The sequence below is a fragment of the Stenotrophomonas sp. YJH_SMC_21 genome (assembly GCF_059369555.1).
Map to the genome: position 1 here is coordinate 44194 of NZ_JCAFSU010000016.1, position 24736 is coordinate 68929.

The following is a 24736-nucleotide window of genomic DNA, read 5'->3' on the forward strand; positions in this document are numbered from 1 at the left end:
CGACCGCTGCCGATGGGGCGCGGGAACGCTATGGAAGCACGCAATGGAAGCACTGATTGCCCTGGTCGTACTGGTCCTGCTGGCCATCCCGCTGCTGCTGGTGGTGGCGCTGGTGATGATTGCCGGCCTGCGCCGCCGCGTCGCCGCGCTGGAAAGCGCCATGGCTGCCGCGCCGGTCGCCGCCATGCACGCGCCTGAACGGCCTGCGGCCCCCCCTGTGGCCAGTGCCGATCCACGGTTCCTGCGGCCGGTGGCGGCTGCTGCACCGCCTCCGCCTCCGCCTCCGCCTCAGCCTCCGCCTCAGCCAACGCCGGTGCGCGAAGCGGTGCCTGCGGCAACGGAGGCGCCGCGCCCGATCGCACCACCGCCGGTGCCACCCGCGCCGATGCAGCCACCGTTGCCTTCCGGACCGGCGCTGCCGAACTTCATCGAGCGCGGCAGTGGCGCGGTCAAGCGCTGGTTCACCGAGGGCAACGTGCCGGTGAAGATCGGCATGCTGGTGCTGCTGGCCGGTGTCGCTGCGCTGCTGAAGTACGTCAGCGACCAGGGCTGGCTGGTGCTGCCGATCGAGCTGCGCCTGGCCGGTGTCACCGTCGGTGCACTGGGCCTGCTGGCGTTCGGCTGGCACCAGCGCGAGCGCCGGCGCCTGTTTGCGCTGGCCTTGCAGGGCGGTGCCATCGGCGTGCTGCTGTTGACCATCTTCGCGGCCTTCAAGCGTTTCGAGCTGATTCCGCCGGGCTTCGCCTTCGTCAGCTCCATTGCACTGGTGGCCGCGCTGTGCGTGCTGGCGGTGGTGCAGAACTCGCGTACGCTGGCGGTGCTGGGCATCCTCGCCGGCTTCATGGCACCGCTGTGGCTGTCCACCGGCAGCGGCAACCACGTGGGGTTGTTCAGCTACTACGCCGTGCTCAACGCCGGCATCTTCGCCATTGCCTGGTTCCGACCGTGGCGCGCGCTGAACCTGCTGGGCTTCGCCTTCACCTTCGGTATCGGCACGTTCTGGGGCGTGCTGCAGTACGCGCCTGACAAGTTCAGCAGCACCGAGCCGTTCCTGCTGCTGTTCTTCGCCTTCTACCTGCTGATCCCGTTGCTCTACGCACGCCGGCAGCCCGCCGGGCAGCGTGACCTGGTCGATGGCAGCCTGGTGTTCGGTACGCCGTTGGTCGCGTTCTCGTTGCAGGCGGGGATGCTGTACCAGCAGCCGATGACGCTGGCGCTGTGCGCACTTGGCCTGGCCGCGATCTACGCGGCGCTGGCGTGGGCGTTGATCAGGCGCGCGTCGTACACCGTGCTGGCGCAGTCGCACGCGGTGCTGGCGGTGGGCTTTGCCACGCTGGCGGTGCCGCTGGCCTTGTCGGCGCGGGCCACCGGCGCGGTGTTCGCGCTGGAAGGCGCCGGACTGGCCTGGTTGGGCCTGCGCCAGAAGCGCTGGCTGCCGCAGGTGTCCGGCGCGCTGCTGCAGATGGGCGCTGCGTTCGCCTTCGTGGCCGGTGGCGATCACTGGCATGAGGACCTGCGCTTCCTGATCAATCCGACTGCCATCGGGGCGCTGCTGCTGGCCCTGGCCGGCTTCGCGTCGGCCTGGAGCTACCAGCGCAGGTCACGCCACGAGATCGCCCTGGTCTACTACCTGTGGGGCCTGCTGTGGTGGCTGGGCGGCATGGTGCATGAGATCACCCGCTTCTTCCCGTACCGCACCGAAGTGGACGCGTTGCTGGTGCTGGCCGCCGTCACTGCCTGGCTGGCCGCCGAAATGCAGCGCCGTCAGCCGGCACGCGCACTGGGCGTGACCGCGCTGGCCATGCTGGCGCTGGGCTTCCCGCTGGCGCTGATGCAGAGCGACGCGCACCATCAGCCGTTCGCCGGCTACGGTGCGCTGGCCTGGGCGGTGTTCGCGGTGATGGGCGTGCGCACGCTGCTCTGCCTGCGCCAGGGGGGCGACAGCGTGGCGCGCATCGCGCAGTTCCTGTGGTGGCTGTTGTGGCCGTCTCTGCTTTCGCTGCTGGCCCTGTGGGGCGGTGGCGAGGCCGGTCTGGCACAGGGCTGGACCACGTTGCTGGTGACGGTGCCGTGGCTGTTGATGGCGGCGCTGTCGCTGTGGCGCTGGAATGCGCTGCGCTGGCCGCTGGGTGCAGCGTTCGATCGCGTGCGCCAGCCGCTGCAGTGCGTGCTGTTCGGCCTGTTGTCGATCGGCTGGCTGTTCGGACAGCTGCTGCCGGGCGATGCTGCGCCGCTGCTCTGGCTGCCGGTATTGAATCCGGCCGAGCTCGGACAGTGGCTGAGCCTGTTGCTGCTTGCACGCTGGCTGTACAGCGATCAGGCGCCGAAGACCCTGTCGGGAATCCGCATGCCGCTGCTGTCACTGGCAACGTTCGTCGCGCTGACCAGCGTGGTGCTGCATGGCGTGCATCAGTGGGGCGGCCTGTCGTGGAGTGCGTCGATGATGCGTTCCAGCCTGGCGCAGACCAGCCTGACCGTGCTGTGGAGCGTGCTCGGCGTGATTGCCTGGGTGTGGGGATCGCGCCGTGGCCAGCGCGTGTTGTGGATGGTCGGTGCCGTGCTGATGGGCGTGGTGCTGGCCAAGCTGGTCATCGTCGATCGCCAGCACCTGGGCAACCTGCTGGGCATCGCATCGTTCATCGCCTACGGCCTGCTGTGCACGGTCGTGGGTTATCTGGCACCGGCACCGCCCAGCGCGGCGCCGTCCGTGGAGGAAAAACAATGAGGAAGTGGAGCAGGGCGCTGCTGCCGGCGATGTTCGGCATGCTGGCCGCCGTCGCGGTGCAGGCCGCCGACTACCGCACGCAGTACGCCGAGCAGTGGCCGTTGACGCTGTCCAGCGCACAGTCCGGTGCGTACAGGGTGGTTCTGGAGCCGGCGATCTATCGCCGTGCAGGTGCCGCAGACCTGGGTGACCTGCAGGTGTTCAACGCCGCCGGCCAATCGTTGCCATCGGCATTGCTGGCGCCGGACCAGCCGCTGGCACAGCCGCCGGTGCAGCGTGAGCTGCCGTGGTTCGCGCTGCCGCCGCTGGCCGAAGCACAGCGCAACGATCTGCAGTTGCTGACCGAGCGCGATACCGATGGCCGTGTCCGTCGCGTCGAAGCACGCGTGAGCGGCGGTGCGGCAGCGAACGGGCAGGGTGGTTGGCTGATCGATGCCAGCGTGCTCGGCCAGCAACCGTTGGCGGCACTGGTGCTGGACTGGGCTGACAGCGGACAGCCGTTGCAGGCGCAGGTGCAGCTGGATGCCAGCGACGACCTGCAGCACTGGCGTCCGATCGGGCGTGACATCCCGCTGGTCGACCTGCAGCGTGCTGGCAAGCGCCTGCTGCAGCGCCGCCTGCAGGTGGACGGCGAGGCGCGCTATCTGCGCGTGCTGGCGCAGGGCGATGCGCGCCTGCCGACGCTGCGCAGCGTGCTGGCCGAGCTGCCGCCGGCGCCGGCCACGCTGCCGTGGGAGTGGCTGTCGCTGGAACCGACCTCGAAGGGCAAGGGTGAATACACCTTCGAACTCGACGGCCGTTTCCCGGTAGCGCGCGCGGATGTGGCCAGCGCCGACAACAGCCTGGTGCAGTGGACGTTGTTCAGCCGCGATGACGAGAGTGCGGAATGGCAGCGCCGCAGTGCGCCATGGATCGCGTACCAACTGCAGCAGGGCGCGCAGGGCCAGCGCCAGCAATCAGCGGCCCAGCCGCTGGGGGGCGTGCATCGTGACCGCTACTGGAAGCTGGTGGCGAACCCGGCGGAAACTGCGACCGCACCGACCCTGCGCTTGGGCTACCAGCCGGAAGTACTGGTGTTCCTGAGCCAGGGGGCAGCACCGTATGCACTGGCAGTGGGCAGCGCGACCGCGCGCCGCATGGAAGCGCCGATTGGTGTGTTGATCGAGGAACTGCGGCAGCGCAATGATCCGTCGTGGCAGCCGACGCTGGCGCGCCTGGAGGGCAGCCCGGAGCCGCTGGCCGGTGACGCGGCGCTGAAGCCGCAGCACGATTGGAAGGCGTGGTTGCTGTGGGCGTTGCTGGGGCTGGGTGTGTTGGTTGTTGGCGGCCTGGCGGTCAGCCTGCTTCGGCAGAAGCCGGCGCCTTCGGCGTAGGTTGCGGCGAACGGCGCAGCCCCTCGTGGGTGGCTGCAAAGCGCGATCCCGGGGATGGGCCGAGCGGGTGGGCTGGGCAGGGGACGCCGTGAATCCGTCCCTGGAGGCTTAGCCGCGCCATCCATGGCGCGGATACCCCTGCCCAGCCCACCCGCCCGGCCTCTGACAGTTTCCGTGTGCGTCCACCCACGGAAAGAAAAAAATGAAGAGCAAAAGCTGCTTGGCTGGGAGCTCTTTCTAGAGCCGAGCCCACGCTCGGCTGTTCTCCACGAGATCTCCAGCCGAGCATCAGCTCGGCTCAACCTTCCATCTCCTTCCGACACCAGAAACCACCTTTGCTTTCGCCGTCCGCTCCGCCTCATGAACCTGTCGAGGCCGGGGTGGTCTGGGCTCGCGGGGGCGTAAGCGCCATGGATGGCGCGCCCGAGCCTCCAGGGATGGATTCACGGCGTCCCCCGCGAGCCCACACCGCCCCGGCCCACTCACGGCACCACGAAGCGCCAGCGCTTTGGCTCTGGCTGTGCTGTTGCTGTTGCTGCTGCAGTTGCAGTTGTGCCTCTGTCTGCCACAGGCATGGACCCTCCCACCACCCGCACCCGATACAATGGCCGTCTGCCGTACCCCGGCATCCCGTCCCCGAGCCAAAGAGTTGCCCATGTCCATCGTCCGCATGACCGACCTCGACCTCTCCGGCAAGCGCGTGCTGATCCGCCAGGATCTGAACGTGCCGATCGAGAATGGCCGCATCACTTCCGAACAGCGCATCACCGCTTCGCTGCCGACGCTCAAGCGCGCGCTGGAGCAGGGCGCGGCGGTGATGGTCACCTCGCACCTGGGGCGCCCGAAGGAAGGTGTGTGGAGCGAAGCCGATTCGCTGGCGCCGGTGGCCCAGCGCCTGTCCGAGCTGCTCGGTCGCGAGGTTCCGCTGGTGCGCGACTGGGTCGACGGCGTCGAGGTCCAGCCGGGCCAGCTGGTGCTGCTGGAAAACTGCCGCATGAACGTCGGCGAGGGCAAGGACGATGAAGCCCTGTCGAAGAAGTACGCCGCCCTGTGCGATGTGTTCGTGATGGACGCCTTCGGCACCGCGCACCGTGCGCAGGCCTCCACACACGGTGTCATCCGCTTCGCCCCGGTTGCTGCCGGTGGCCCGCTGCTGATGGCCGAACTGGACGCGCTGGCGCAGGCGCTGGATGCACCGGCCAAGCCGCTGCTGGCCATCGTCGCCGGCAGCAAGGTCAGCACCAAGCTGGAACTGCTGGCCAACCTGGTCGGCAAGGTCGACCAGCTGATCGTCGGTGGTGGCATCGCCAACACCTTCATCGCTGCCGCCGGCTACAACGTCGGCAAGTCGCTGTACGAGCCGGACCTGCTGGACACCGCGAAGAAGATCGTGGCCGATGCCAAGGCGCGCGGCGCCGACATCCCGCTGCCGGTGGACGTGGTGACCGCCAAGCAGTTCATGCCCGACGCGGTCGCCGAGGTGAAGGCGGTCGACGCCGTTGCCGAAGATGATCTGATCCTGGACATCGGCCCGCAGACCGCGGCGCAGTACGCGCAGCTGATCGACAAGGCCGGTACCGTGGTCTGGAACGGCCCGGTCGGTGTGTTCGAGTTCGAGGCCTTCAGCAAGGGCACCGAAGCGCTGGCCCGCGCCATCGCCAGCTCCAAGGCGTTCTCCATCGCCGGTGGCGGCGACACCCTGGCGGCGGTCGACAAGTTCGATATCGCCCAGCAGGTCAGCTACATCTCCACCGGCGGCGGCGCGTTCCTGGAGTTCCTGGAAGGCAAGACCCTGCCGGCGGTCGCCGCACTCGACGCGCGCGGCGCATGAGTGCCGGGCACGGCAAGGATGTCCTGTTCTTCGACCTGGACGGCACGCTGATCGACTCGCAGGTGGGCATCACCGCCTGCATCGCCTATGCGCTGCAGAAGATGGACCATCCGGTGCCGCCGCAGGAAACGCTGCTGGGCTGGATCGGTCCTTCGCTGCGTACCACCTTCACGCCACTGTTCGTCGAACCAGCGCGGGTGGAGCAGGCGGTGGGCTATTACCGCGAGCGCTTCGACGCCGAAGGCTGGCGCGAACACACGGTGTACCCGCAGGTGGAAGACACCCTGCGCACGCTGCATGGCCGAGGCCACCGCCTGGCGGTGGTCACCGCCAAGAACGAGCCGCATGCGCGCCGCATCCTTGCGCACCTGCCGTTTGGCGGGCTGTTCGAGGAGATCGTCGGTTCGACCCTGGACGGCTCGCGCAGCCACAAGCCCGAGCTGGTCGGGGAGGCACTGCGCCGCCTGCAGCTGCAGCCCGCACAGTGCTGGATGATCGGCGACCGCCGCATGGACATCGAGGGCGCACGCCACCACGGCCTGCGCAGCGTGGGCGTGCTGTGGGGCTTTGGCGGTGAGGCCGAACTGACCGAAGCCGGTGCGGGCCAGCTGGCTCGCGAGCCGGCACAGCTGACGACGCTGTTGGCCTAGCCGCCCCGCCTGGAGAGCTGGCCCCATGCTCGGCTGATTGCGGCCCACGGTGCAGCCGGGCATGGCCCGGCTCTACAGAACACCCTGCGCCAGCGTATGTCCGGGTGATGTCCGTTCCATGACCCGCGAAGTCAGGCAGCACAAGGCTGTAACCGTATACATGCGGCGTGAAGGATGTGCTAATTTCCGTTCTTTATCGGGAGAGGCCCATTCACCATGTTCGAGCGTCAGCGTCGCACCAAGATCCTTGCCACCCTCGGTCCGGCCACTGATCCGCCGGGCGTGCTGGAGGATCTGTTCCGCGCCGGCGTCAACGTGGTGCGCCTCAACTTCAGCCATGGTGACCCGTCCGGCCAGGCCAAGCGTGCCGCCGAAGTGCGTGCCGCCGCCGCCCGCGTCGGCGTGGAAGTGGGCATCCTGGCCGACCTGCCGGGCCCGAAGATCCGCATCGAGCGCTTCGCAGAAGGCAAGGTGCAGCTGAAGGCGGGCAACCGCTTCGACCTGATCGCCAGCACCAGCGCCGGCCCGGGTGATGCCACCCAGGTGGGTGTGAGCTACCTCGGCCTGCCGCAGGACGTGGGTCCGGGCGATGTCCTGTTGCTCGACGACGGCCTGATGCAGCTGCAGGTGGTGGAGGTGCAGGGCGAACGCATCATCAATACCGTACTGAACGACGGTGTGCTGTCCGACCGCAAGGGCCTGAACAAGCAGGGCGGCGGCCTCTCGCTGGGCGCGCTGACCGAGCGCGACAAGGAACTGATCGGCATCGTCGCCAAGATCGGTGTCGACTTCATCGCTGTGTCGTTCTGCCGCAACGCGCAGGACATGAACGATGCGCGTGACATCGCCCGCTCGCATGGCTGTGATGCTGCACTGGTATCGAAGATCGAGCGCACCGAGGCCATCGAGAACCTGGAAGAAATCGTCGAGGCCAGCGACGTGGTGATGGTCGCCCGTGGCGACCTTGGCGTGGAGATCGGCGATGCCGAACTGCCGGGCCTGCAGAAGAAGATCATCAAGGCCTCGCTGGCACAGAACAAGGTGGTGATCACCGCCACGCAGATGCTGCAGTCGATGGTGGAAAGCCCGATTCCGACCCGTGCCGAAGTGCTGGACGTGGCCAACTCGGTCATCGACGGCACCGATGCGGTGATGCTGTCGGCCGAGACCGCTGCAGGTGCCTGGCCGGTCAAGGCGGTCGAAGCAATGGCGCGCATCTGCCTGGGGGCCGAGCGCCAGTTCCAGACCGAGACCGACTTCAACGCTTCGCCGCGCAACCTCGAGCGTGCCGACCAGGCCATTGCCATGGCCACCATGTTCCTGTCCCAGCACGTGGGCGTGCGCGCGATCGTGGCAATGACCGAGTCCGGTGGCACCGCGCGTTACCTGTCGCGTTTCCGCGCCAAGGCGCCGGTGTTCGCGGTGACCCGCCATGACGGCGCGCGCCGGCAGATGGCGCTGATGCGCGATGTGTTCCCGATCAACTTCGACAGCCGCGGCCTGACCCCGCGCGAAGCCGCGCGCGGCAGCATCCGCCTGCTGGTGGAAGCCGAACTGCTGCAGGCCGGCGACCGCGTCGTGTTCACCAGCGGCGAGCACATGGAAACCCACGGTGCCACCAATACCCTGCGCCTGCTGGAAGTGGGTGAAGACGGCCGCGCCATTGGGCTGGGCGATCTGTAAACCCAGTCGGCCTCGGGTCGGAGCCGCTGCGCGGATCCGACCCGGGGTCAGATCCCCAAAGAGGCTCTGACCCCATGCCGCAGGACATCCCTTGTCCTGCGCGGACATTGGAATCGTTTCCATCCTGGCCTCGACACCGGGGCAACGGGCAGCGGGGCTATACTTACGTTTTTCCCGCACCCGCCACAGGAAATACATGAGCATCGAACAGCTGGCCGAAACCGCCCAGGCCATGGTCGCCCCGGGCAAGGGCATCATCGCGATCGACGAATCCACCGCTACCATCGCCAAGCGTTTCGCCGGCGTCGGTATCGAGAACACCGAGGAGAACCGTCGTGCCTACCGCGAGCTGCTGCTGACCACGCCGAAGCTCAACGAGCACATTTCCGGCGCCATCCTGTACGACGAAACCATCCGCCAGTCGACCAGGGACGGCGTGCCGTTCGCCAAGTACATGGCCGACCACGGCATGATTCCGGGCATCAAGGTGGACAAGGGTGCGCACCCGCTGGCCGGCTGCCCGGGCGAGCTGGTCACCGAAGGCCTGGACGGCCTGCGCGAGCGCCTGCAGGAGTACTACAAGCTGGGTGCGCGCTTCGCCAAGTGGCGTGCGGTCATCAACATCGGCGAGAGCATTCCGTCGGGCACCTGCATCGAGTCCAACGCCCATGCGCTGGCCCGTTATGCGGCCCTGTGCCAGGAATGCGGCCTGGTGCCGATGGTCGAGCCGGAAGTGATCATGGACGGCGACCACGACATCGAGACCTGCTACGAAGTCACCGAAGCCACCCTGCGTTCGCTGTTCGACGCGCTGTACCAGCAGAACGTACTGCTGGAAGGCACCATCCTGAAGGCGTCCATGGTCATCTCCGGCAAGAACTGCGATGAGCAGGCCGACGTCGAGGAAGTGGCCGAGTCGACCGTGATGTGCCTGAAGAGCACCGTGCCGGCCATCCTGCCGGGCGTGGTGTTCCTGTCCGGTGGCCAGAGCGACGAGCAGTCCACCGAGCACCTGAACGCGATGAACCAGCTGGGCAACCTGCCGTGGCCGCTGAGCTTCTCCTACGGCCGCGCCATGCAGCAGGCCGCGCTGAAGCTGTGGGCCAAGGACATGAAGGGCAACTACGCAGCCGCCCAGAAGACCGTGTACGAGCGTGCCAAGGACAACGGCCTGGCTGCGCTGGGCAAGTGGAACGGTTGATCCGTCCCATCGCTGGATGAACAAGGCAGCGCCGGCATCACGCCGGCGTTTGCTTTTGCGGGTATCTTTTCCGCCCCCGCGTGCCCGGCCGGTACGCGGGAACCACATGGAAGGCCAAGGAGAAACAACATGCGTTTGGCAGCAATCACACTGGCCGTAGCCACGGTCCTGGTCGCCGGCGGGTGCAACCGCATCGGCGGCGGCGCAGAGGCAGGCAAGGCCGCGTCGCTCGATTTCGACAAGCCGGTGTCCGGCGAGATCACCTCGCGCAGCGGCATCAACTTCAATGATGGCAGCCATCACCAGCTCTACCAGATCAAGCTGGAAGACAAGGACCTGGTCGGCCTGAAGCTCACTGGTGCCCTCAGCGGCTCGATCGCCGTGTTCAACAACGGCAGTCTTGTTTCCACCAGCAACACCGGTTACGAACGCGAAGGCGACGTCTCGCTGGCGTTCCGTGCCAATGGCGGCGGCACCTACCAGGTGGCGGTCAATGCCGATGGCCCGACCGCCTTTGGTCCGTATCGCCTGCGAGCCGAGAAGCTGAAACCTTACGACGGCAAGCCGCTGGCGGGCAGTGGCGAAATCGTGGACATGCTGGCCAGTGATTCGCAGGACTACACCCTGCAGGTGGACAAGGCCGGCCTTTACGAAATCCGCCTGGTGTCGGATGTCTTCGATCCGGTGCTGAAGCTGTCGGGCCAGGGCGTTGAAGCCGAAAACGACGATGGCAACGACAGCACCAACTCGCGGCTGACCCTGTCGCTGAAGCCGGGCAAGTACACCCTGACCGCGCGCGGCCTCGGCAGCGGTGTCAATGGCATGTTCACCCTGTCTGCCTCCCGCATCGAACTGCCGGGGAATCTGGTCGAGCGCGATGGCACCGCCCTGCCGAAGTCGGGCAGCGTGTACACCATGCTGGACAACGAAGGCCGTCGCCGCTTCCTGCTGACCCTGGACCGGCCGGCCGACGTGCGCCTGGATGCGATTTCCAGCCAGGTCGATACCGTGCTGCGCGTGGTCGGTGGCGATGTCGAGCTGACCGACGACGACGGTGGCAACGGTACCAACTCGCGCCTGGAAGAGACTCTGCCGGCCGGTCATTACACCGTCGACGTGTCCAGCCTGAACAATGGCGCAGGCATGGTCGAGGTGCGCGTGCAGGTGGAAGGGGCCAGCGCCGATGGCGCTGCCGCCTCGGCTGCACGTGCCGCTGCCGACGCGGCAGCCGCCGTGGCCGATGACGCCGCTGCGGTGGAAGCTGCCAGTCGTTGAGCGTGATCCACGCCACGCGTGGATGACATCAACGGTGCAACTGAGAAGGCCGGGCAATGCCCGGCCTTTTCCTTTCCACGCTGCGTCGCGATTCAATGCGCGGCGGCAAAACCCGCGTCACCCAAGGGCGGCAGCATCGACCCGCGCGGTTCGCTGTCGGCGCTTTGCCCGGCGGCACTCAACGCCTGCTGGTAGGCCTTGGCCGTAGCGGTATTGAACGCCACCAGCACGATGCGCATCGGTTGCGCGTGGCTGCGCTGCCAGGCCAGTGTTTCGGTCACTGCGATCTGCGCGGCCTGGTACAGCGGATAGCCGTATACGCCGCAGCTGATGGCTGGGAATGCGATCGACTGCACGCCCAGCGATTCGGCCAGCTGCAGCGACTTCCAGTAGCAGTTGGCGAGCAACGCCGGTTCATCGCGCTGGCCGTCGTGCCAGACCGGGCCCACCGTGTGCAGTACGTAGCGTGCAGGCAAAGCGTAAGCGCTGGTGGCGCGCACTTCGCCGGTCGGGCAACGTACGCCCGGGCGCAGCTCCGGCAGCTGCTCGCATTCGGCCAGCAACGCGGGCCCGGCCGCACGATGGATCGCGCCGTCGACACCGCCACCACCGAGCAGCGTTTCATTGGCCGCGTTGACGATCGCATCCACCGCCAGGGTCGTGATGTCGCCCTGCCAAACTTCGATCTTCATGCGTCCGTCTCCTGCCTGTGAGGTGATCCGCGCAGCATCTGCGCCGGCTGTTCCCACGGTAGGGGACAGGGCATCGATACTGCGTCATGACCGTCTCACGCGCTGCGATCCGACGGCCTTCACGCACGATGGCGGGCGACGCCTTCATGCAGGCTGAAGCAGAAGGGGGTCGGAGCCCTTTCCCTGCGGAAAAGGGATCCGACTCTGGGCATGTAACAGGATGCGGTCAGATCCTTTTCCGGATGGAAGAGGCTCTGAGCCCGGGTGTCACGGCAGGCCGGCCAGCCAGTCGTCGTCGGAACCCTCATTCACGTCGGCAAACAGCGGCGTGGAGAAGTAGCGTTCGCCGGTGTCCGGCAGCATCGCCAGAATCACTGAACCCGGTTCGGCACGTGCGGCCACGTCCAGTGCGCTGGCCACGGTAGCGCCGGCGGAGATGCCGACGAAGATGCCTTCCTCGGCGGCCAGCCGGCGCGCGGTGGCGATCGCGCGGTCATCTTCCACCGTCAGCAGTTCATCCACCACATCACGGTTGAGCACGTCGGGCACGAAGTCCGGGGTCCAGCCCTGGATCTTGTGCGGCTTCCAGTCATCGCCCTTCAGCAGTGCGGCGCCGGCTGGCTCGGTGGCGATGATGCGGGTCTGCGGACGCGCGACCTTCAGCACTTCGCCCACGCCGGTGAGCGTGCCGCCCGTGCCCCAGCCGCTGACGAAGTAGTCCAGCCGCTTGCCGGCGAAGTCGCGCAGGATCTCGGCGGCGGTGGTGTTGCGGTGATACGCCGGATTGGCCGGGTTGGCGAACTGGCTGGCCAGGAACCAGCCGTGCTGCTCGGCCAGTTCGCGCGCCTTGCGCACCATGCCGCTGCCGCGTTCGGCGGCCGGGGTCAGGATCACCTTGGCGCCATAGGCGCGCATCAGCTTGCGGCGCTCCACCGAGAAGGTCTCGACCATGGTCGCCACGAACTTGTAGCCGCGCGCGGCGGCGACCATCGCCAGCGCCACGCCGGTGTTGCCAGAAGTGGCTTCGACGATGGTGTCGCCCGGCTTGAGCAGGCCACGTGCTTCGGCGTCGAGGATGATCGCCAGCGCCAGGCGGTCCTTGACCGAGCCGCCCGGGTTGAACGACTCGACCTTGGCGTAGACGCTGACCTGCGGCGGCGCCAGGCGCTGCAGCTTGACGATGGGGGTGTTGCCGACGGTATCGAGGATGGAGTCGTACAGGGCCATGGAAGCGCTCCGGAAACAGGGCCGCGCCGGACGCCGGCGGGCAGAAGGGGAGGGCTGGCTGTTCAGGCCAGCGGCTGCCGGCTGACCGTAGCGCCGGCATATGACGCCCGGAAATGACCAGATACCTTTCTTAAACAACCTTTGGTTATAAGCTGGTGACGGCAATTGACCCTAGAGTGGACCTCCGCCCCACGCCGCCCGCCTCCCATGACGCTGACCCAGCTGCGCTACCTGGTCGCCATCGCCGACGCCGAGCTGAACATCACGCTGGCCGCCTCGCGCGTGCACGCCACCCAGCCCGGCCTGTCCAAGCAGCTCAAGCAGCTGGAAGACGAGCTCGGCTTCCTGTTGTTCGTGCGCAAGGGCCGCAGCCTGGAATCGGTCACCCCGGCCGGCACCGAGGTCATCGCCCGCGCCCGCGCGGTGCTGGCCGAGGCCAACAACATCCGCACCTACGCGGCCAACCAGCGCCGCGAGAGCCAGGGCCAGCTGATCCTGACCACCACCCACACCCAGGCGCGCTTCGTGCTGCCGCCGGCGGTGGCAGCGATCAAGCAGGCCTATCCCCAGGTGAGCGTGCACCTGCAGCAGGCCGGTGAAACCGACGCGCTGGACCGCTTGAACCAGGGTGACGCGGATATCGCCATCATCAGCACCGCCGGCAGTGAGCCCACCGATGGCATCGCGGTGCCGCTGTTCCGCTGGCGACGCCTGGTGGTGGTACCCAAGGGGCACCCGCTGGACCGCGCCGGCCGCGCACCGGACCTGGCCGCGTTGGCCCGGCAGCCGCTGATCAGCTACGAATCCTCGACCCGCCCGAATTCCTCGTTGCAGCGCGCCTTCGCTGCGAACGGCCTGGCGCCGGACCTGGCGCTGACCGCGCTCGATGCGGACCTGATCAAGACCTATGTGCGTACCGGTCTGGGCGTGGGCCTGCTGGCCGAGATGGCGGTCAGTTCCAGCGACGAAGACCTGCGCTCGTGGCCGGCGCCGGAGCCGATCAGCGAGTGCATTGCCTGGGCGGTGTTGCCGCGCGACCGGGTGCTGCGCGATTACGCGCTGGAGCTGGTGCACGTGCTGGCACCGCAGATTGATCCGCGCGATCTGCGCAGGGTGCTGGATGGCAACCAGGCCGCCGCGTGGCCGGTGCCACCGACCTGGGAGTCACTGACCCAGACCATCACGGTGTGAGGGGTTGGTCGAGCAGGGCTTGCAGCCCTGCACCTGCTGCGGACAAAGGCAACAGCAACAGCAACAGCAACAGCAGAAGCGGCATTCCGTGGGTTGGCGGGGCGGTGTCGGAGTGCGGGGACGCTGCAAGTACGTCCCTGTAAGCTTGGCAGCCGCATCCATGCGGCTGACACCCCGCACTCCGACACCGCCCCACCTCTGACAGATTCCGGCGGCTGTTGGTAGGTGTCGACCTTGGTCGACACGATAGATCCACGCCATGCGTGGATGCTTTTCGATTCCAGTTCGAAATATTCGATTCCGATGGAGATTCATCCACGCATGGCGTGGATCTACAGCATATCGCGAGAATCTGTCGAAGGCGGGGTGGGTCCGGTTGCGGGGGCGTGAGCCGCATGGATGCGGCGACCGAGCTTACATGGACGTACTTGCAGCGCCCCCCGCAACCGGACCCACCCCGCCTAACTCACAGGAAGCCAGCTTTTGATGTTGCTTCGGCTCTTGCTGTTGCTCCAGCTCGCAGCGGGTGCAGGGCGCAGCCCTGCCGATAAACCCCCTCCTGCGACGGTTCGTCGCACGGGCAACCCTGGACCCGCCTCTACACTAGCGGGGTGACCCGCCTGTCCCGCCCGCAGCGTCTTCTGCTCCAGCTCGCCATCCTGGCGACGCTGCTGATGGTGCTTGCGCCGCTGGTCAGCCGTGCGCTGCAGGCGCCGCCGATGGACCACGCCGCAATGGCGGGCATGGACCACGCCGCCATGGGCCACGACATGCACGACATGGCCATGGCCGGGCACGATCAGCACGGCGCCGCGCCGGCAGCGCCCCGCCCCGCGGCCGATCCCCACGCCATGCATGGCGAGGCCTGCGAATACTGCGTACTGGCCATGCGCCTGCTGCCATGGCTGGCGGTGCTGGTGCTGCTATTGCCGTTGCTGTGGCGGCCGCGCCTGGTGTTCCCGTGGTCGCAACAGGTGCTGCCCGCACCGCACTGGCCCGCACATGCCGCACGTGGGCCACCGCGCGTCTCCATCGTCCGCTGATATCCCCGTGAATCTGCCGCACGACGCCTGACCGGGCGCCGTGCGCGCGTGCGTACCTTGGAGCTGTTCCGATGAAAATGACTTCCCGCCCCGCGGGCGCCTGCGCGCGCCTGCCGGCTGCCCTTGGCCTGGCCGTGACCACGTCACTGGCTTACGCCGCGCCTGCCGAAGAGGCGCGTACCCTCGATACGATGGTGGTCACCGCCGCCGCACCGTCCTCGCCGCTGCACTGGGTGACCGACCCACGCCTGCCGCGGCAGCCGGTGCCGGCCAGTGATGGTGCCGATTACCTGAAAACCGTTCCCGGCTTCTCTGCCATCCGCAATGGCGGCACCAACGGCGACCCGGTGCTGCGCGGCATGTTCGGTTCGCGCCTGAACATCCTCAGCAACGACGGCAACCTGATCGGTGCCTGCCCGTCGCGCATGGACAATCCGCTGTCCTACATCGCGCCGGAAAGCTTCGACCGGCTGACCATCATCAAGGGCCCGCAGAGCGTGCGCTGGGGCGCAGGTGCCTCGGCCGGTACCGTGCGCTTCGAGCGCGACACGCCGCGCTTCGATGAACCCGGCCTGCGTGCCGATGCCAGTGCGCTGGTCGGTTCGCGCAACCGCAATGACCAGGTGCTGGACCTGACCCTGGGCAATCCGACCGGCTACGTGCGTGCCAGCGGCAACCGCTCCGAAGCCGATGACTACAAGGACGGCCACGGTGACGTGGTGCCGTCGAAGTGGCGCAAGTGGAACGGTGACGTGGCCATCGGCTGGACGCCGGATGCCGACACGCTGCTGGAGATTTCCGCCGGTGCCGGCGATGCCATCGCGCGTTACGCCGGGCGCGGCATGGACGGTGCCGCGTTCGAACGCACCAGCTATGCCGCGCGCTTCGAAAAACGAAACCTGCCCGGTGCGTGGGACACGTTGCAGGCCAACGTGTACTACAACGAAGCCGACCACGTGATGGACAACTACACGCTGCGCACGCCGAATCCCAACAGCATGATGCCGATGCCGATGGCGTCTAACGTGGACCGCCGTACCCAGGGCGGGCGGGTCAGTTCCGAGTGGCACTGGCAGGACGTGCAACTGGTGGCGGGTGTGGACGGCGAAGACAGCCGCCATCGTGGCCGCATGGGCATGGGCCGCGACACCTACCGCCAGGCCGCCTGGGAGACCGATGCCAAGTTCCGCCGCTACGGCGTGTTCACCGAGTTGACCCTCGGCGCCGGCACCGACCAGCGCTGGATCAGTGGCCTGCGCATCGACCGCGCCAGCGTCCGCGATGAGCGGCAATCGATCCGCGGAATGATGGGGAACAGGCCCAATCCGACTGCGGGCCAGCGTCGCAAGGAATGGCTGGGCAGTGGTTTCCTGCGCTACGAGCAGGACCTGGCCGACGGCCTGACCTGGTACGCCGGGCTCGGCCACAGTGAACGCATGCCCGACTACTGGGAACTGTTCTCGCCCAACCATGGCCCGGCCGGCGCAGTGAACGCGTTCACCGGCGTGCAGCCCGAACGCACCACCCAGTTCGACGTCGGCCTGCAGTACAAGGGACCGCGCGTGCAGGCGTGGGTTTCGGCGTACGCCGGGCAGATCCAGGACTACATCCTGTTCACGTACCACGGCAGCGGCATGATGGGCATGAGCCAGGCCCGCAATGTCGACGCGCGCATCGCCGGTGCCGAGGCGGGCCTGGAAGTGAGCCTGGCCGGGCAGTGGAAGCTGGGCGGCACGCTGGCCTATGCCTGGGGCGAGAACCGCGACCAGCAGCGTCCGCTGCCGCAGATGCCACCACTGGAAGCACGCCTGAGCGCGAACTGGGAAGGCCAGCGCTGGAGTGCCGGGGCACTGCTGCGTGCGGTGACCCACCAGCACCGCGTGGCCGAGGGCCAGGGCAACGTGGTCGCACAGGACCTCGGGCCGAGTGCAGGTTTCGCCACGTTCGCGCTCAACGCCGCGTACCGTTTCAGTTCGCAGCTGCAGCTCAGCGCGGGCGTCGACAACCTGTTCGACCGCGCCTACAGCGAGCACCTGAACCTGGCCGGCAGTGCCGACTTCGGCTTCCCGGCCGACCCGGTGCGCATCAACGAGCCCGGGCGCAGCCTGTGGATGAAGGTGAACTACCGGTACTGATCCGCCGGGTGCAAAAAAAACCGGGGCCGGATCCCCGCCAGGATCCGTCCCCGCCCGACGCCCTCTGTCGGGCAGCTTCGACTCTACGATGGCAACGCCCGTGGTGCACGGCTGGATACAACCCGACACACGCCGACACCGCCAAGGGCAGCCTTGCACGGAACGGGTTCAAGGCGCTATCACGGCTTCGGTTCCACGATGGTAAACGCTTGGCACATACCGCTTTTGCGGGGCCTTGCCTACACTCGGCGGCCGTGGATCAATCAGGACCATTCATGCTGGCTCGTATCGCTTCGACCCTGGCCCTTGGCCTCAGCCTGGCCGTGTTGGCCGGGTGCGCAGGCAAACAGGAGGCCTCCGCGCGTCGGCAGGGCGAAGCAGTGCCGGTCACGGCGCAGGTGGTGCAGCCCACGCAGTGGAACGACACCCTGCAGGCGCTGGGCACGGCCAAGGCGCGCGAGTCGATCAGCGTCACCGCCAAGGTCAGCGAAATCGTCGAGAAGGTGCATTTCGAAAGCGGCCAGCACATCGCCGCCGGCGCACCGATCGTGACGCTGCGCGGGCAGGCCCAGGAAGCGGCGCTGGTGCAGGCGCAGGCCACCTTCCACGAGGCCGACCAGTTGTACAAGCGCCAGCGCGAGCTGGCCTCCCAGCGGCTGGTGTCCAGCGCCACGCTGGATACGCAGAAGTCGATCCGTGATGCCGCCGAGGCGCGCGTGATGCAGATGCAGGCCGACATCGGTGATCGCCGTGTGCGCGCACCGTTCGCCGGCGTGCTCGGCATCCGCCAGGTCAGCCCCGGCTCGCTGGTGACCCCGACCACGGTCATCGCTACGCTCGACGACATCGAGCACATGCACATCGATTTCCAGGTGCCGGAAGTGGAACTGGCCGCACTGGGCGTCGGTGACAAGGTCAGCGCCACCAGCGTGGCGTGGCCGGGCCGCACTTTCGAGGGCGTGGTCAGTACCATCGACGCACGCATCGACCCGGCGACCCGTGCGGTGACCGTGCGCGGCGATTTCGCCAACAGCGACCATGCGCTGCGCCCGGGCATGCTGCTGGACGTGCGCCTGTTCCGCCCCGAGCGCCCGGCGCTGGTGGTGCCGGAAATCGCCGTGGTGCAGGTGGGCCGCGACACGTTCGTGTACCGCATCAAGAGCGACGACAGCGTCGAGCGCGTGGACGTGGTGACCGGTGCGCGCCGCGCCGGCGTGGTTGAGATCAAGCAGGGCCTGGAAGCCGGCCAGCGTATCGTGATCGATGGCACCGGCAAGCTGCGCCCGGGCCTGAAGGTCGCGGCCAAGGATGCGGCGCCGGCCAGCGGTGCCAAGCCGGCGGATGCACCGGCGCCGGTCGCGGCCGAGGGCCACGGCGGATGAAGCTGTCCGACATCTCCATCCAGCGGCCGGTGTTCGCCGTGGTGATGAGCCTGTTGCTGCTGGTGCTGGGCGTGATGTCCTTCACCCGCCTGACCCTGCGCGAACTGCCCGCCATCGATCCGCCGATCGTGTCGGTGTCGGTGGACTACACCGGCGCCTCGGCGGCGGTCATCGAAAGCCGCATCACCCAGGTGCTGGAAGATGCGCTGGCCGGCATCGAAGGCATCGATACGATCAATGCGCGCAGCACCAACGGCCGCTCGCAGGTCAGCATCGAGTTCACCTCCAACCGCGATATCGAAGCGGCGGCCAATGACGTGCGCGATGCGGTCAGCCGCGTCGCCGACCGCATGCCCGAAGAAGCGCGTCCGCCGGAAATCGCCAAGGTCGAGAGCGATGCCGACCCGATCATATGGTTCAACATGGTGTCCTCGACCATGGACACGCTGGAGCTGAGCGACTACGCCGACCGCTACGTGGTCGATCGTTTCTCCAGCCTCGATGGCGTGGCCCAGGTCCGCATCGGTGGCCGCCAGCGCTATGCGATGCGCATCTGGCTGGACCGTGACCAGCTGGCCGCGCGCGGGCTGACCACTGGCGATGTGGAAACCGCACTGCGCAACGAGAACGTGGAATTGCCGGCCGGCCGCATCGAGTCGACCGACCGTGACTTCACCCTGCGCGTGGAGCGCAACTACATCAAGCCGGAAGACTTTGCGACCATCCCGCTGGGCAAGGGCCGCGACGGTTACGTGGTGCGCATGGGCGACGTGGCGAAGATCGAACTGGCTTCGGCCGAGCGTCGCGCGTACTACCGCAGCAACGGCGAGCCAGGCATCGGCATGGGCATCGTCAAGACCTCCACTGCCAACTCGCTGGACGTGGCGCGTACCGCGCGCGCTGAAGCCGAGCGGGTGGCACTGACCCTGCCCAAGGGCACGCAGATCTTCGTCGCCTTCGACAACACCACCTTCATCGAAGCCGCAGTTGACCGCGTCTATGCCACGCTGGTGGAAGCGATGATCCTGGTGCTGGCGGTGATCTGGCTGTTCCTCGGCAGTTTCCGCGCCGCGTTGATCCCGGCGGTAACGGTGCCGGTCTGCCTGGTCGCGGCGTTCATCGCGCTGTATGCGTTCGATTTCTCGATCAACCTGCTGACCCTGCTGGCCCTGGTGCTGTGTATCGGCCTGGTGGTGGACGATGCGATCGTGGTGGTGGAAAACGTGCAGCGCCGCATCGACCTGGGCGAGCCCCCGCTGGTGGCCTCCAAGCGCGGTACCACGCAGGTCGCCTTCGCGGTGATCGCCACTACCGCCGTGCTGGTGGCGGTGTTCCTGCCGGTCGGTTTCCTGGAAGGCAATACCGGCCGCCTGTTCCGCGAACTGGCGGTGGCGCTGGCGGCAGCGGTTGCGTTGTCCGCGTTCGTGGCGCTGACGCTGACGCCGATGATGGCCTCCAAACTGCTCAAGCCGCACACCGGGCAGGCACCGCGCGGCCTGCATGGCTTCGTCAACCGCAACCTGGAGCGCCTGGCCTCCGGCTATGGTCGCGTGCTCGACCATCACGTGGACCGCACCTGGATCTACCTGCTGGTGATGGTGGCCGCGCTGGCCGCCAGCTGGGGCCTGCTGAAACTGCTGCCGTCGGAGCTGGCGCCGGCCGAAGACCGCGGTTCGTTCCAGATCATGATCGACGGCCCGGAAGGCGCCGGCTACGACTACACCGTGCAGCAGGTACAGCAGGTGGAAGCGCTGCTGGCCCCGCACGTCGGCCCGGACAAGCCGATCGTGCGTGCCAACCCGCGCGTGCCCGGCGGTTGGGGCGCCAGCGAGGAAATGCACACCGGCCGCGTCAGCATCTTCCTGCAGCCGTGGCGCCAGCGCAGCGAGGCCACCCCGGATGTGGCCAACGCACTGCAGAAGGAACTCGATACCATGCGCGGCGTGCGCGTGCGTACCCAGGTCGGTGGCGGCCTGGTGCGCAGTGGCGGCCAGCCCTTCCAGATCGTGCTGGGCGGGCCGGAGTACGCGGAAATCGCCCAGTGGCGCGACCGCATCCTGCTGCGCATGGCCGACAATCCCGGCCTGGTCGGCCCGGATTCGGACTACAAGGAAACCCGGCCGCAGATGCGGGTGAACATCGACCGCCAGCGTGCGGCGGATCTCGGCGTGCCGGTCACCGCGATCGGTTCGGCGCTGGAAACCATGATGGGTTCGCGTCGCGTCACCACCTTCGTCGACAACGGCGAGGAGTACGACGTGCTGGTCCAGGCCGGTCGCGATGGCCGTGCCAGCCCGGCCGACCTGGCCGCGATCCGCGTGCGTGCCACCTCCGGCGAACTGGTGCCGCTGTCCAACCTGGTCACGCTCAGTGAAGTGGCCGAGGCGGGCACGCTGAACCGCTTCAACCGTCTGCGCTCGATCACCATCACCGCCGGCCTGGCGCCGGGCTATCCGTTGGGCGAGGCCATCGCCTGGGCGCAGAGCGTGGCCCGTGAGGAGCTGCCGCAGTACGCGCAGGTGAACTGGAAGGGCGAATCGCGCGAGTACCAGAGTGCCGGTGGCGCAGTGCTGCTGACCTTCGCCATGGCCCTGCTGGTGGTGTATCTGGTACTGGCCGCACAGTTCGAAAGCTTCATCCACCCGCTCACCATCATGCTGACCGTGCCGCTGGGCGTGCTCGGCGCGCTGGTCGGCCTGTGGGTGAGCGGGGGAACGGTGAATCTTTTCAGCCAGATCGGCATCGTCATGCTGGTTGGCCTGGCGGCCAAGAACGGCATCCTCATCGTCGAATTCGCCAACCAGCTGCGCGATGACGGTCGCACGGTGCGCGAGGCGATCATCGAATCGGCGATGGTGCGCCTGCGCCCGATCCTGATGACCTCGATCGCCACCGTGGTCGGCGCGATCCCGCTGGTGGTGGCCGGTGGCCCCGGCTCGGCCAGCCGTGGCACCATCGGCATCGTGATCATCTTCGGCGTGACCCTCTCGACGTTCCTGTCGCTGTTCGTGGTGCCGGCGTTCTACGCGCGGCTGGCCCCGTACACGCGTTCGCCGGAAGCGGTGAAGCGCGAGCTGGAGAAGCAGGAAGCCGAGTCGCCCTCGGTGGGTGGCCATGCCTGACCGGCACGCCGACGGGGTCGGACCAGGGGTCGGATCCCTTTCCGGAACGGAAAGGGCTCTGACCCCGCCACTACAGGGAGAAGGTTTCCGACTGCGCCCCTGGCGCCCGGATGATCTGGAATCCCTGCTGCGGCATGCCAACGACGCCGAGGTGTCGCGGGGCCTGCGTGATCGCTTTCCGTACCCGTACACGCGCGAGGATGGCGAGGCCTTCCTCGCCGGCCGCGTGCTTGCCCCCGGAACCCTGAACCTGGCCATCGAGATCGACGGCCAGGCCTGCGGCAGCGTCGGTGCCCAGCAGGGCGTGGCCGAGCGTGGGCATACCGCCGAACTGGGTTACTGGCTCGGCCAGGCTTACTGGGGGCAGGGCGTGATGACCCGCGTGGTCGGCCTGTTCGCACCGTGGGTGATGGACGAACTACGCCTGTTCAGGCTGCAGGCTACCGTGGTCGACTTCAACCTCGGCTCGGCCCGTGTACTGGAGAAGAACGGCTTCCAGGAAGAGGGCGTGGAGCGCTGTGCGGTCTACAAGCGCGGCGTCCTGCACGACCTGCGCCGCTTTGCCCGGGTACGCACCCAGCTGCCCTGAGCAGCCGGGGAGGGGGAGGGGTAGAGTCGACTGTCAGTCGACTATCGCGCGCAGCGCGGGCTCTTCTGCGACCGGGGCCAACGGCAGTGGACCAACAGTCGACTCTACCGGGCATCATGGCGTCAGCGCAGCCATCCCACCCACCCATCCCGCAGCCCCCATTGATCCGGCGCTACCGCAGCGGCCTTCGATCAGGGAGAATCGACCGGTCCCTTCCAGCCGACGGGACGTCCTTACAACCCGCCGACTGGAGAGAGCGCGCGTGGAAGCAACCGTACATTTCATCAACAGCATCATCTGGAGCAAGGCACTGATCTTCGTGTGCCTGGGCGCCGGCCTGTTCTTCAGCCTGCGCACGCGCTTCATGCAGATCCGCGGCTTCCTCGAGATGTGCCGCCTCACCGTCAAGGGTGAGAAATCCGACGCCGGCGTGTCCTCGTTCCAGGCCCTGGCCATGTCGATGGCCGGCCGCATGGGCATCGGCAACATCGCCGGCGTGGCCACCGCCATCGCCTTCGGCGGCCCCGGTGCGATCTTCTGGATGTGGGTGATGGGCTTCCTCGGCGCGTCCACCTCGTACGTGGAATGCACCCTGGCGCAGATCTACAAGACCAAGGACGCCGAAGGCCGCTACCGCGGTGGCCCGGCCTACTACATCGAAAAGGCCATGGGCCTGAAGTGGTACGCGCTGGCCTTCGCCATCGCCACGATCATCGCCGCCGGCTTCCTGATGCCGGGCGTGCAGGCCAACGCGATCGCCGACAGCATCATCAACGCCTGCCGCGGCACCGCGCTGTGCGGGCCGCTCGATGGCCAGGCCTTCGGCATGGAATCGGTGCAGGCGCTGAAGCTGGGCATCGGCATCGTGGTCGCGCTGCTGCTGGGCGTGGTGATCTTCGGCGGCGTCAAGCGCATCGCCAACTTCGCCGAAGTGGTGGTGCCGTTCATGGCCGCCGGCTTCATCCTGATGGCCATCATCATCATGATCATCAACTACGACCGCGTGCCGGAGATGTTCAACATCATCTTCAGCAGCGCCTTCGGCACCCACGCCGCGTTCGGCGCGATGATGGGCCTGGCAGTGGAGTGGGGCATCAAGCGCGGCATCTACGCCAACGAAGCCGGCCAGGGTTCGGGCCCGCATGCAGCGGCCGCCTCGGAAGTCTCGCACCCGGCCAAGCAGGGCTACGTGCAGGCCTTCGCCATCTACTTCGACACCATGATGGTGTGCACCGCCACCGCCTTCCTGATCCTGGCCAGCGGCACCTACAACGTGTACTCGCCCGCAGGTGCCGGCGCCGCGCCGATCTTCCAGGGCCTGGCCGGCATTCCGGAAGGCGCGGGCTATGCCCAGGCCGGTGTGGAAGCCGTGCTGCCGGGCTGGGGTTCGGCGTTCGTGTCCATCGCCATCTTCTTCTTCGCCTTCACCACCATCATGGCGTACTACTACATGGCCGAGACCAACCTCAGCTATGTGAACCACAACAGGAAGCGCCCGCTGACCGTGCTGGTGCTGCGCCTGGGCATCATCGGCATGGTGGTGTTCGGCGCGTTCCATAATGCGACCCTGGCCTGGGCGCTGGGTGACATCGGCGTCGGCCTGATGGCCTGGCTGAACATCATTGCCATCCTCATCATCCAGAAGCCGGCCATGCTCGCCCTGCGTGATTACGAACGACAGAAGAAGCTCGGCCTCGATCCAATCTTCGACCCCGATGCCCTGGGCATCAAGAACGCCGATTTCTGGCGTCAACGCAAGCTGGAGTTGTCCCGTAGTGAATGATCCCTGGAAGAATGCCCGCCGCCCGTCGTCGCGACCGCCGCGGGCCACTCCGCTGCCACCGCGTGAGGGCGGCACCCCGCCACCGCCGGGGCGCGGCAACGACGAACTGCGCCTGTATGGCTGGAACGCCGTACAGGCCCTGTTCGCCAATCGCCCGCAGGCGCTGCGCAAGCTGTACCTGGTGGACGCGCTGATTCCGCGCATGCAGCCGGTGCTGAAGTGGTGCGTGGCCAACCGCGTGGGCTATCGCGTGGTGGAGGAAGGCGATCTCAACAAGCTGGCTGCCACGACCCATCACGAAGGCCTGGTAGCCGACGTGCTGCGTGCGCCGGTCGTGCCGCTGGCGCAGTGGCTGGCCGATCTGGAGCAGGGCCCGGTGCTGGCGTTGTGGCTGGATGGTGTTGGCAACCCGCACAACTTCGGCGCGATCCTGCGCTCGGCCGCGCATTTCGGCGTCAAGGCGCTGCTGCTGCCGGCCGGCAGCACGCTGGCGCTGTCCGGTGCTGCCGCACGCGTGGCCGAAGGCGGGGCGGAGTCGGTGCCGCTGGTGCAGCTGCCGGAGACTGCTCAGGCGATGGCGCAGCTGCGCAGTGCCGGTTTCGGCCTGGCCGCAACCCTGGTCGAGGGCGGTGATGACGTGTTCCGCGCGTCGCTGCCGTCGCGCCTTGTGTACGTGATGGGCGCTGAAGGCGAGGGCATGGACCGCGGCCTGGCCAGCGAATGCGACATGCGGGTCTCGATTCCCGGCAGTGGCGCGGTGGAGAGCCTGAACGTGGCCTCGGCCACGGCCGTGCTGCTGGCGCAGTGGGCCAGTCGACGCGGGTGATCCCGTAT

At 67.5% G+C, this 24736-nt stretch carries 17 protein-coding genes; 15 read left to right on the plus strand and 2 right to left on the minus strand.

Annotated elements, in window-relative coordinates; translation table 11 throughout:
• Positions 1–43 precede the first annotated feature (43 nt).
• The 7 genes from AC5P67_RS17085 (at position 44) to AC5P67_RS17115 (ending at position 10738) form a co-directional block, all read left to right on the plus strand.
• The gene (locus tag AC5P67_RS17085) at positions 44–2725 is read left to right on the plus strand and encodes a DUF2339 domain-containing protein (protein WP_495214970.1); all 2682 of its coding nucleotides are present in this window, start codon (positions 44–46) and stop codon (positions 2723–2725) included.
• Positions 2722–4098 (plus strand): DUF3999 domain-containing protein, encoded by a 1377-nt coding sequence (locus tag AC5P67_RS17090; RefSeq protein WP_111193307.1) that lies wholly within the window; start codon positions 2722–2724, stop codon positions 4096–4098. Before AC5P67_RS17085 ends, AC5P67_RS17090 begins: the two co-directional genes overlap by 4 nt.
• A gap of 655 nt (positions 4099–4753) precedes the next feature.
• Positions 4754–5929, plus strand: a complete 1176-nt coding sequence (locus AC5P67_RS17095; protein ID WP_005414330.1) for a phosphoglycerate kinase — start codon at positions 4754–4756, stop codon at positions 5927–5929.
• Positions 5926–6579, plus strand: a complete 654-nt coding sequence (locus AC5P67_RS17100; RefSeq protein WP_005410834.1) for an HAD hydrolase-like protein — start codon at positions 5926–5928, stop codon at positions 6577–6579. Before AC5P67_RS17095 ends, AC5P67_RS17100 begins: the two co-directional genes overlap by 4 nt.
• A gap of 216 nt (positions 6580–6795) precedes the next feature.
• Positions 6796–8262, plus strand: coding sequence for a pyruvate kinase (pyk, locus tag AC5P67_RS17105; RefSeq protein ID WP_005410833.1), 1467 nt, complete (start codon positions 6796–6798; stop codon positions 8260–8262).
• Between the two features lie 196 nt (positions 8263–8458).
• Positions 8459–9463 carry a class I fructose-bisphosphate aldolase gene (locus tag AC5P67_RS17110; protein ID WP_005410832.1) on the plus strand — a complete coding sequence of 335 codons (1005 nt, stop codon included), beginning with the start codon at positions 8459–8461 and terminating at the stop codon, positions 9461–9463.
• 129 nt (positions 9464–9592) lie between these two features.
• On the plus strand, positions 9593–10738 hold the full coding sequence (locus tag AC5P67_RS17115; RefSeq protein ID WP_005414328.1) for a hypothetical protein: 1146 nt from the start codon (positions 9593–9595) through the stop codon (positions 10736–10738).
• 92 nt (positions 10739–10830) lie between these two features.
• Here the strand turns inward: AC5P67_RS17115 and AC5P67_RS17120 are convergent, their stop codons facing one another.
• Entirely contained in the window at positions 10831–11430 is a 600-nt protein-coding gene (locus tag AC5P67_RS17120; protein ID WP_005410830.1) for an O-acetyl-ADP-ribose deacetylase, read from the minus strand.
• A gap of 267 nt (positions 11431–11697) precedes the next feature.
• Positions 11698–12657, minus strand: coding sequence for a cysteine synthase A (gene cysK, locus AC5P67_RS17125; protein WP_005410829.1), 960 nt, complete (start codon positions 12655–12657; stop codon positions 11698–11700).
• Positions 12658–12864: 207 nt separating this feature from the next.
• Here cysK and AC5P67_RS17130 point away from each other — a divergent pair, with 207 nt between their 5' ends.
• The 8 genes from AC5P67_RS17130 to AC5P67_RS17165 all read left to right on the plus strand — a co-directional run bounded on the left by AC5P67_RS17130 (position 12865) and on the right by AC5P67_RS17165 (position 24728).
• Complete coding sequence (locus AC5P67_RS17130) at positions 12865–13848, plus strand: LysR family transcriptional regulator (protein WP_005414326.1); 984 nt, start codon at positions 12865–12867, stop codon at positions 13846–13848.
• 611 nt (positions 13849–14459) lie between these two features.
• Positions 14460–14891 carry a DUF2946 domain-containing protein gene (locus tag AC5P67_RS17135; protein WP_062605760.1) on the plus strand — a complete coding sequence of 144 codons (432 nt, stop codon included), beginning with the start codon at positions 14460–14462 and terminating at the stop codon, positions 14889–14891.
• 71 nt (positions 14892–14962) lie between these two features.
• Positions 14963–17026 (plus strand): TonB-dependent copper receptor, encoded by a 2064-nt coding sequence (locus AC5P67_RS17140; RefSeq protein WP_197585737.1) that lies wholly within the window; start codon positions 14963–14965, stop codon positions 17024–17026.
• Positions 17027–17301: 275 nt separating this feature from the next.
• A complete protein-coding gene (locus AC5P67_RS17145; RefSeq protein ID WP_495214973.1) occupies positions 17302–18408 on the plus strand; it encodes an efflux RND transporter periplasmic adaptor subunit in 1107 nt (368 codons plus the stop codon).
• Positions 18405–21530, plus strand: coding sequence for an efflux RND transporter permease subunit (locus tag AC5P67_RS17150; RefSeq protein ID WP_043034321.1), 3126 nt, complete (start codon positions 18405–18407; stop codon positions 21528–21530). Before AC5P67_RS17145 ends, AC5P67_RS17150 begins: the two co-directional genes overlap by 4 nt.
• The gene (locus AC5P67_RS17155; protein WP_414489824.1) at positions 21523–22119 is read left to right on the plus strand and encodes a GNAT family N-acetyltransferase; all 597 of its coding nucleotides are present in this window, start codon (positions 21523–21525) and stop codon (positions 22117–22119) included. The genes AC5P67_RS17150 and AC5P67_RS17155 overlap by 8 nt, the downstream gene beginning before the upstream one ends.
• A gap of 262 nt (positions 22120–22381) precedes the next feature.
• Positions 22382–23902 carry an alanine/glycine:cation symporter family protein gene (locus AC5P67_RS17160; protein WP_043034319.1) on the plus strand — a complete coding sequence of 507 codons (1521 nt, stop codon included), beginning with the start codon at positions 22382–22384 and terminating at the stop codon, positions 23900–23902.
• On the plus strand, positions 23895–24728 hold the full coding sequence (locus tag AC5P67_RS17165) for a TrmH family RNA methyltransferase (RefSeq protein ID WP_043034318.1): 834 nt from the start codon (positions 23895–23897) through the stop codon (positions 24726–24728). Before AC5P67_RS17160 ends, AC5P67_RS17165 begins: the two co-directional genes overlap by 8 nt.
• The last annotated feature ends 8 nt before the right edge of the window (positions 24729–24736 follow it).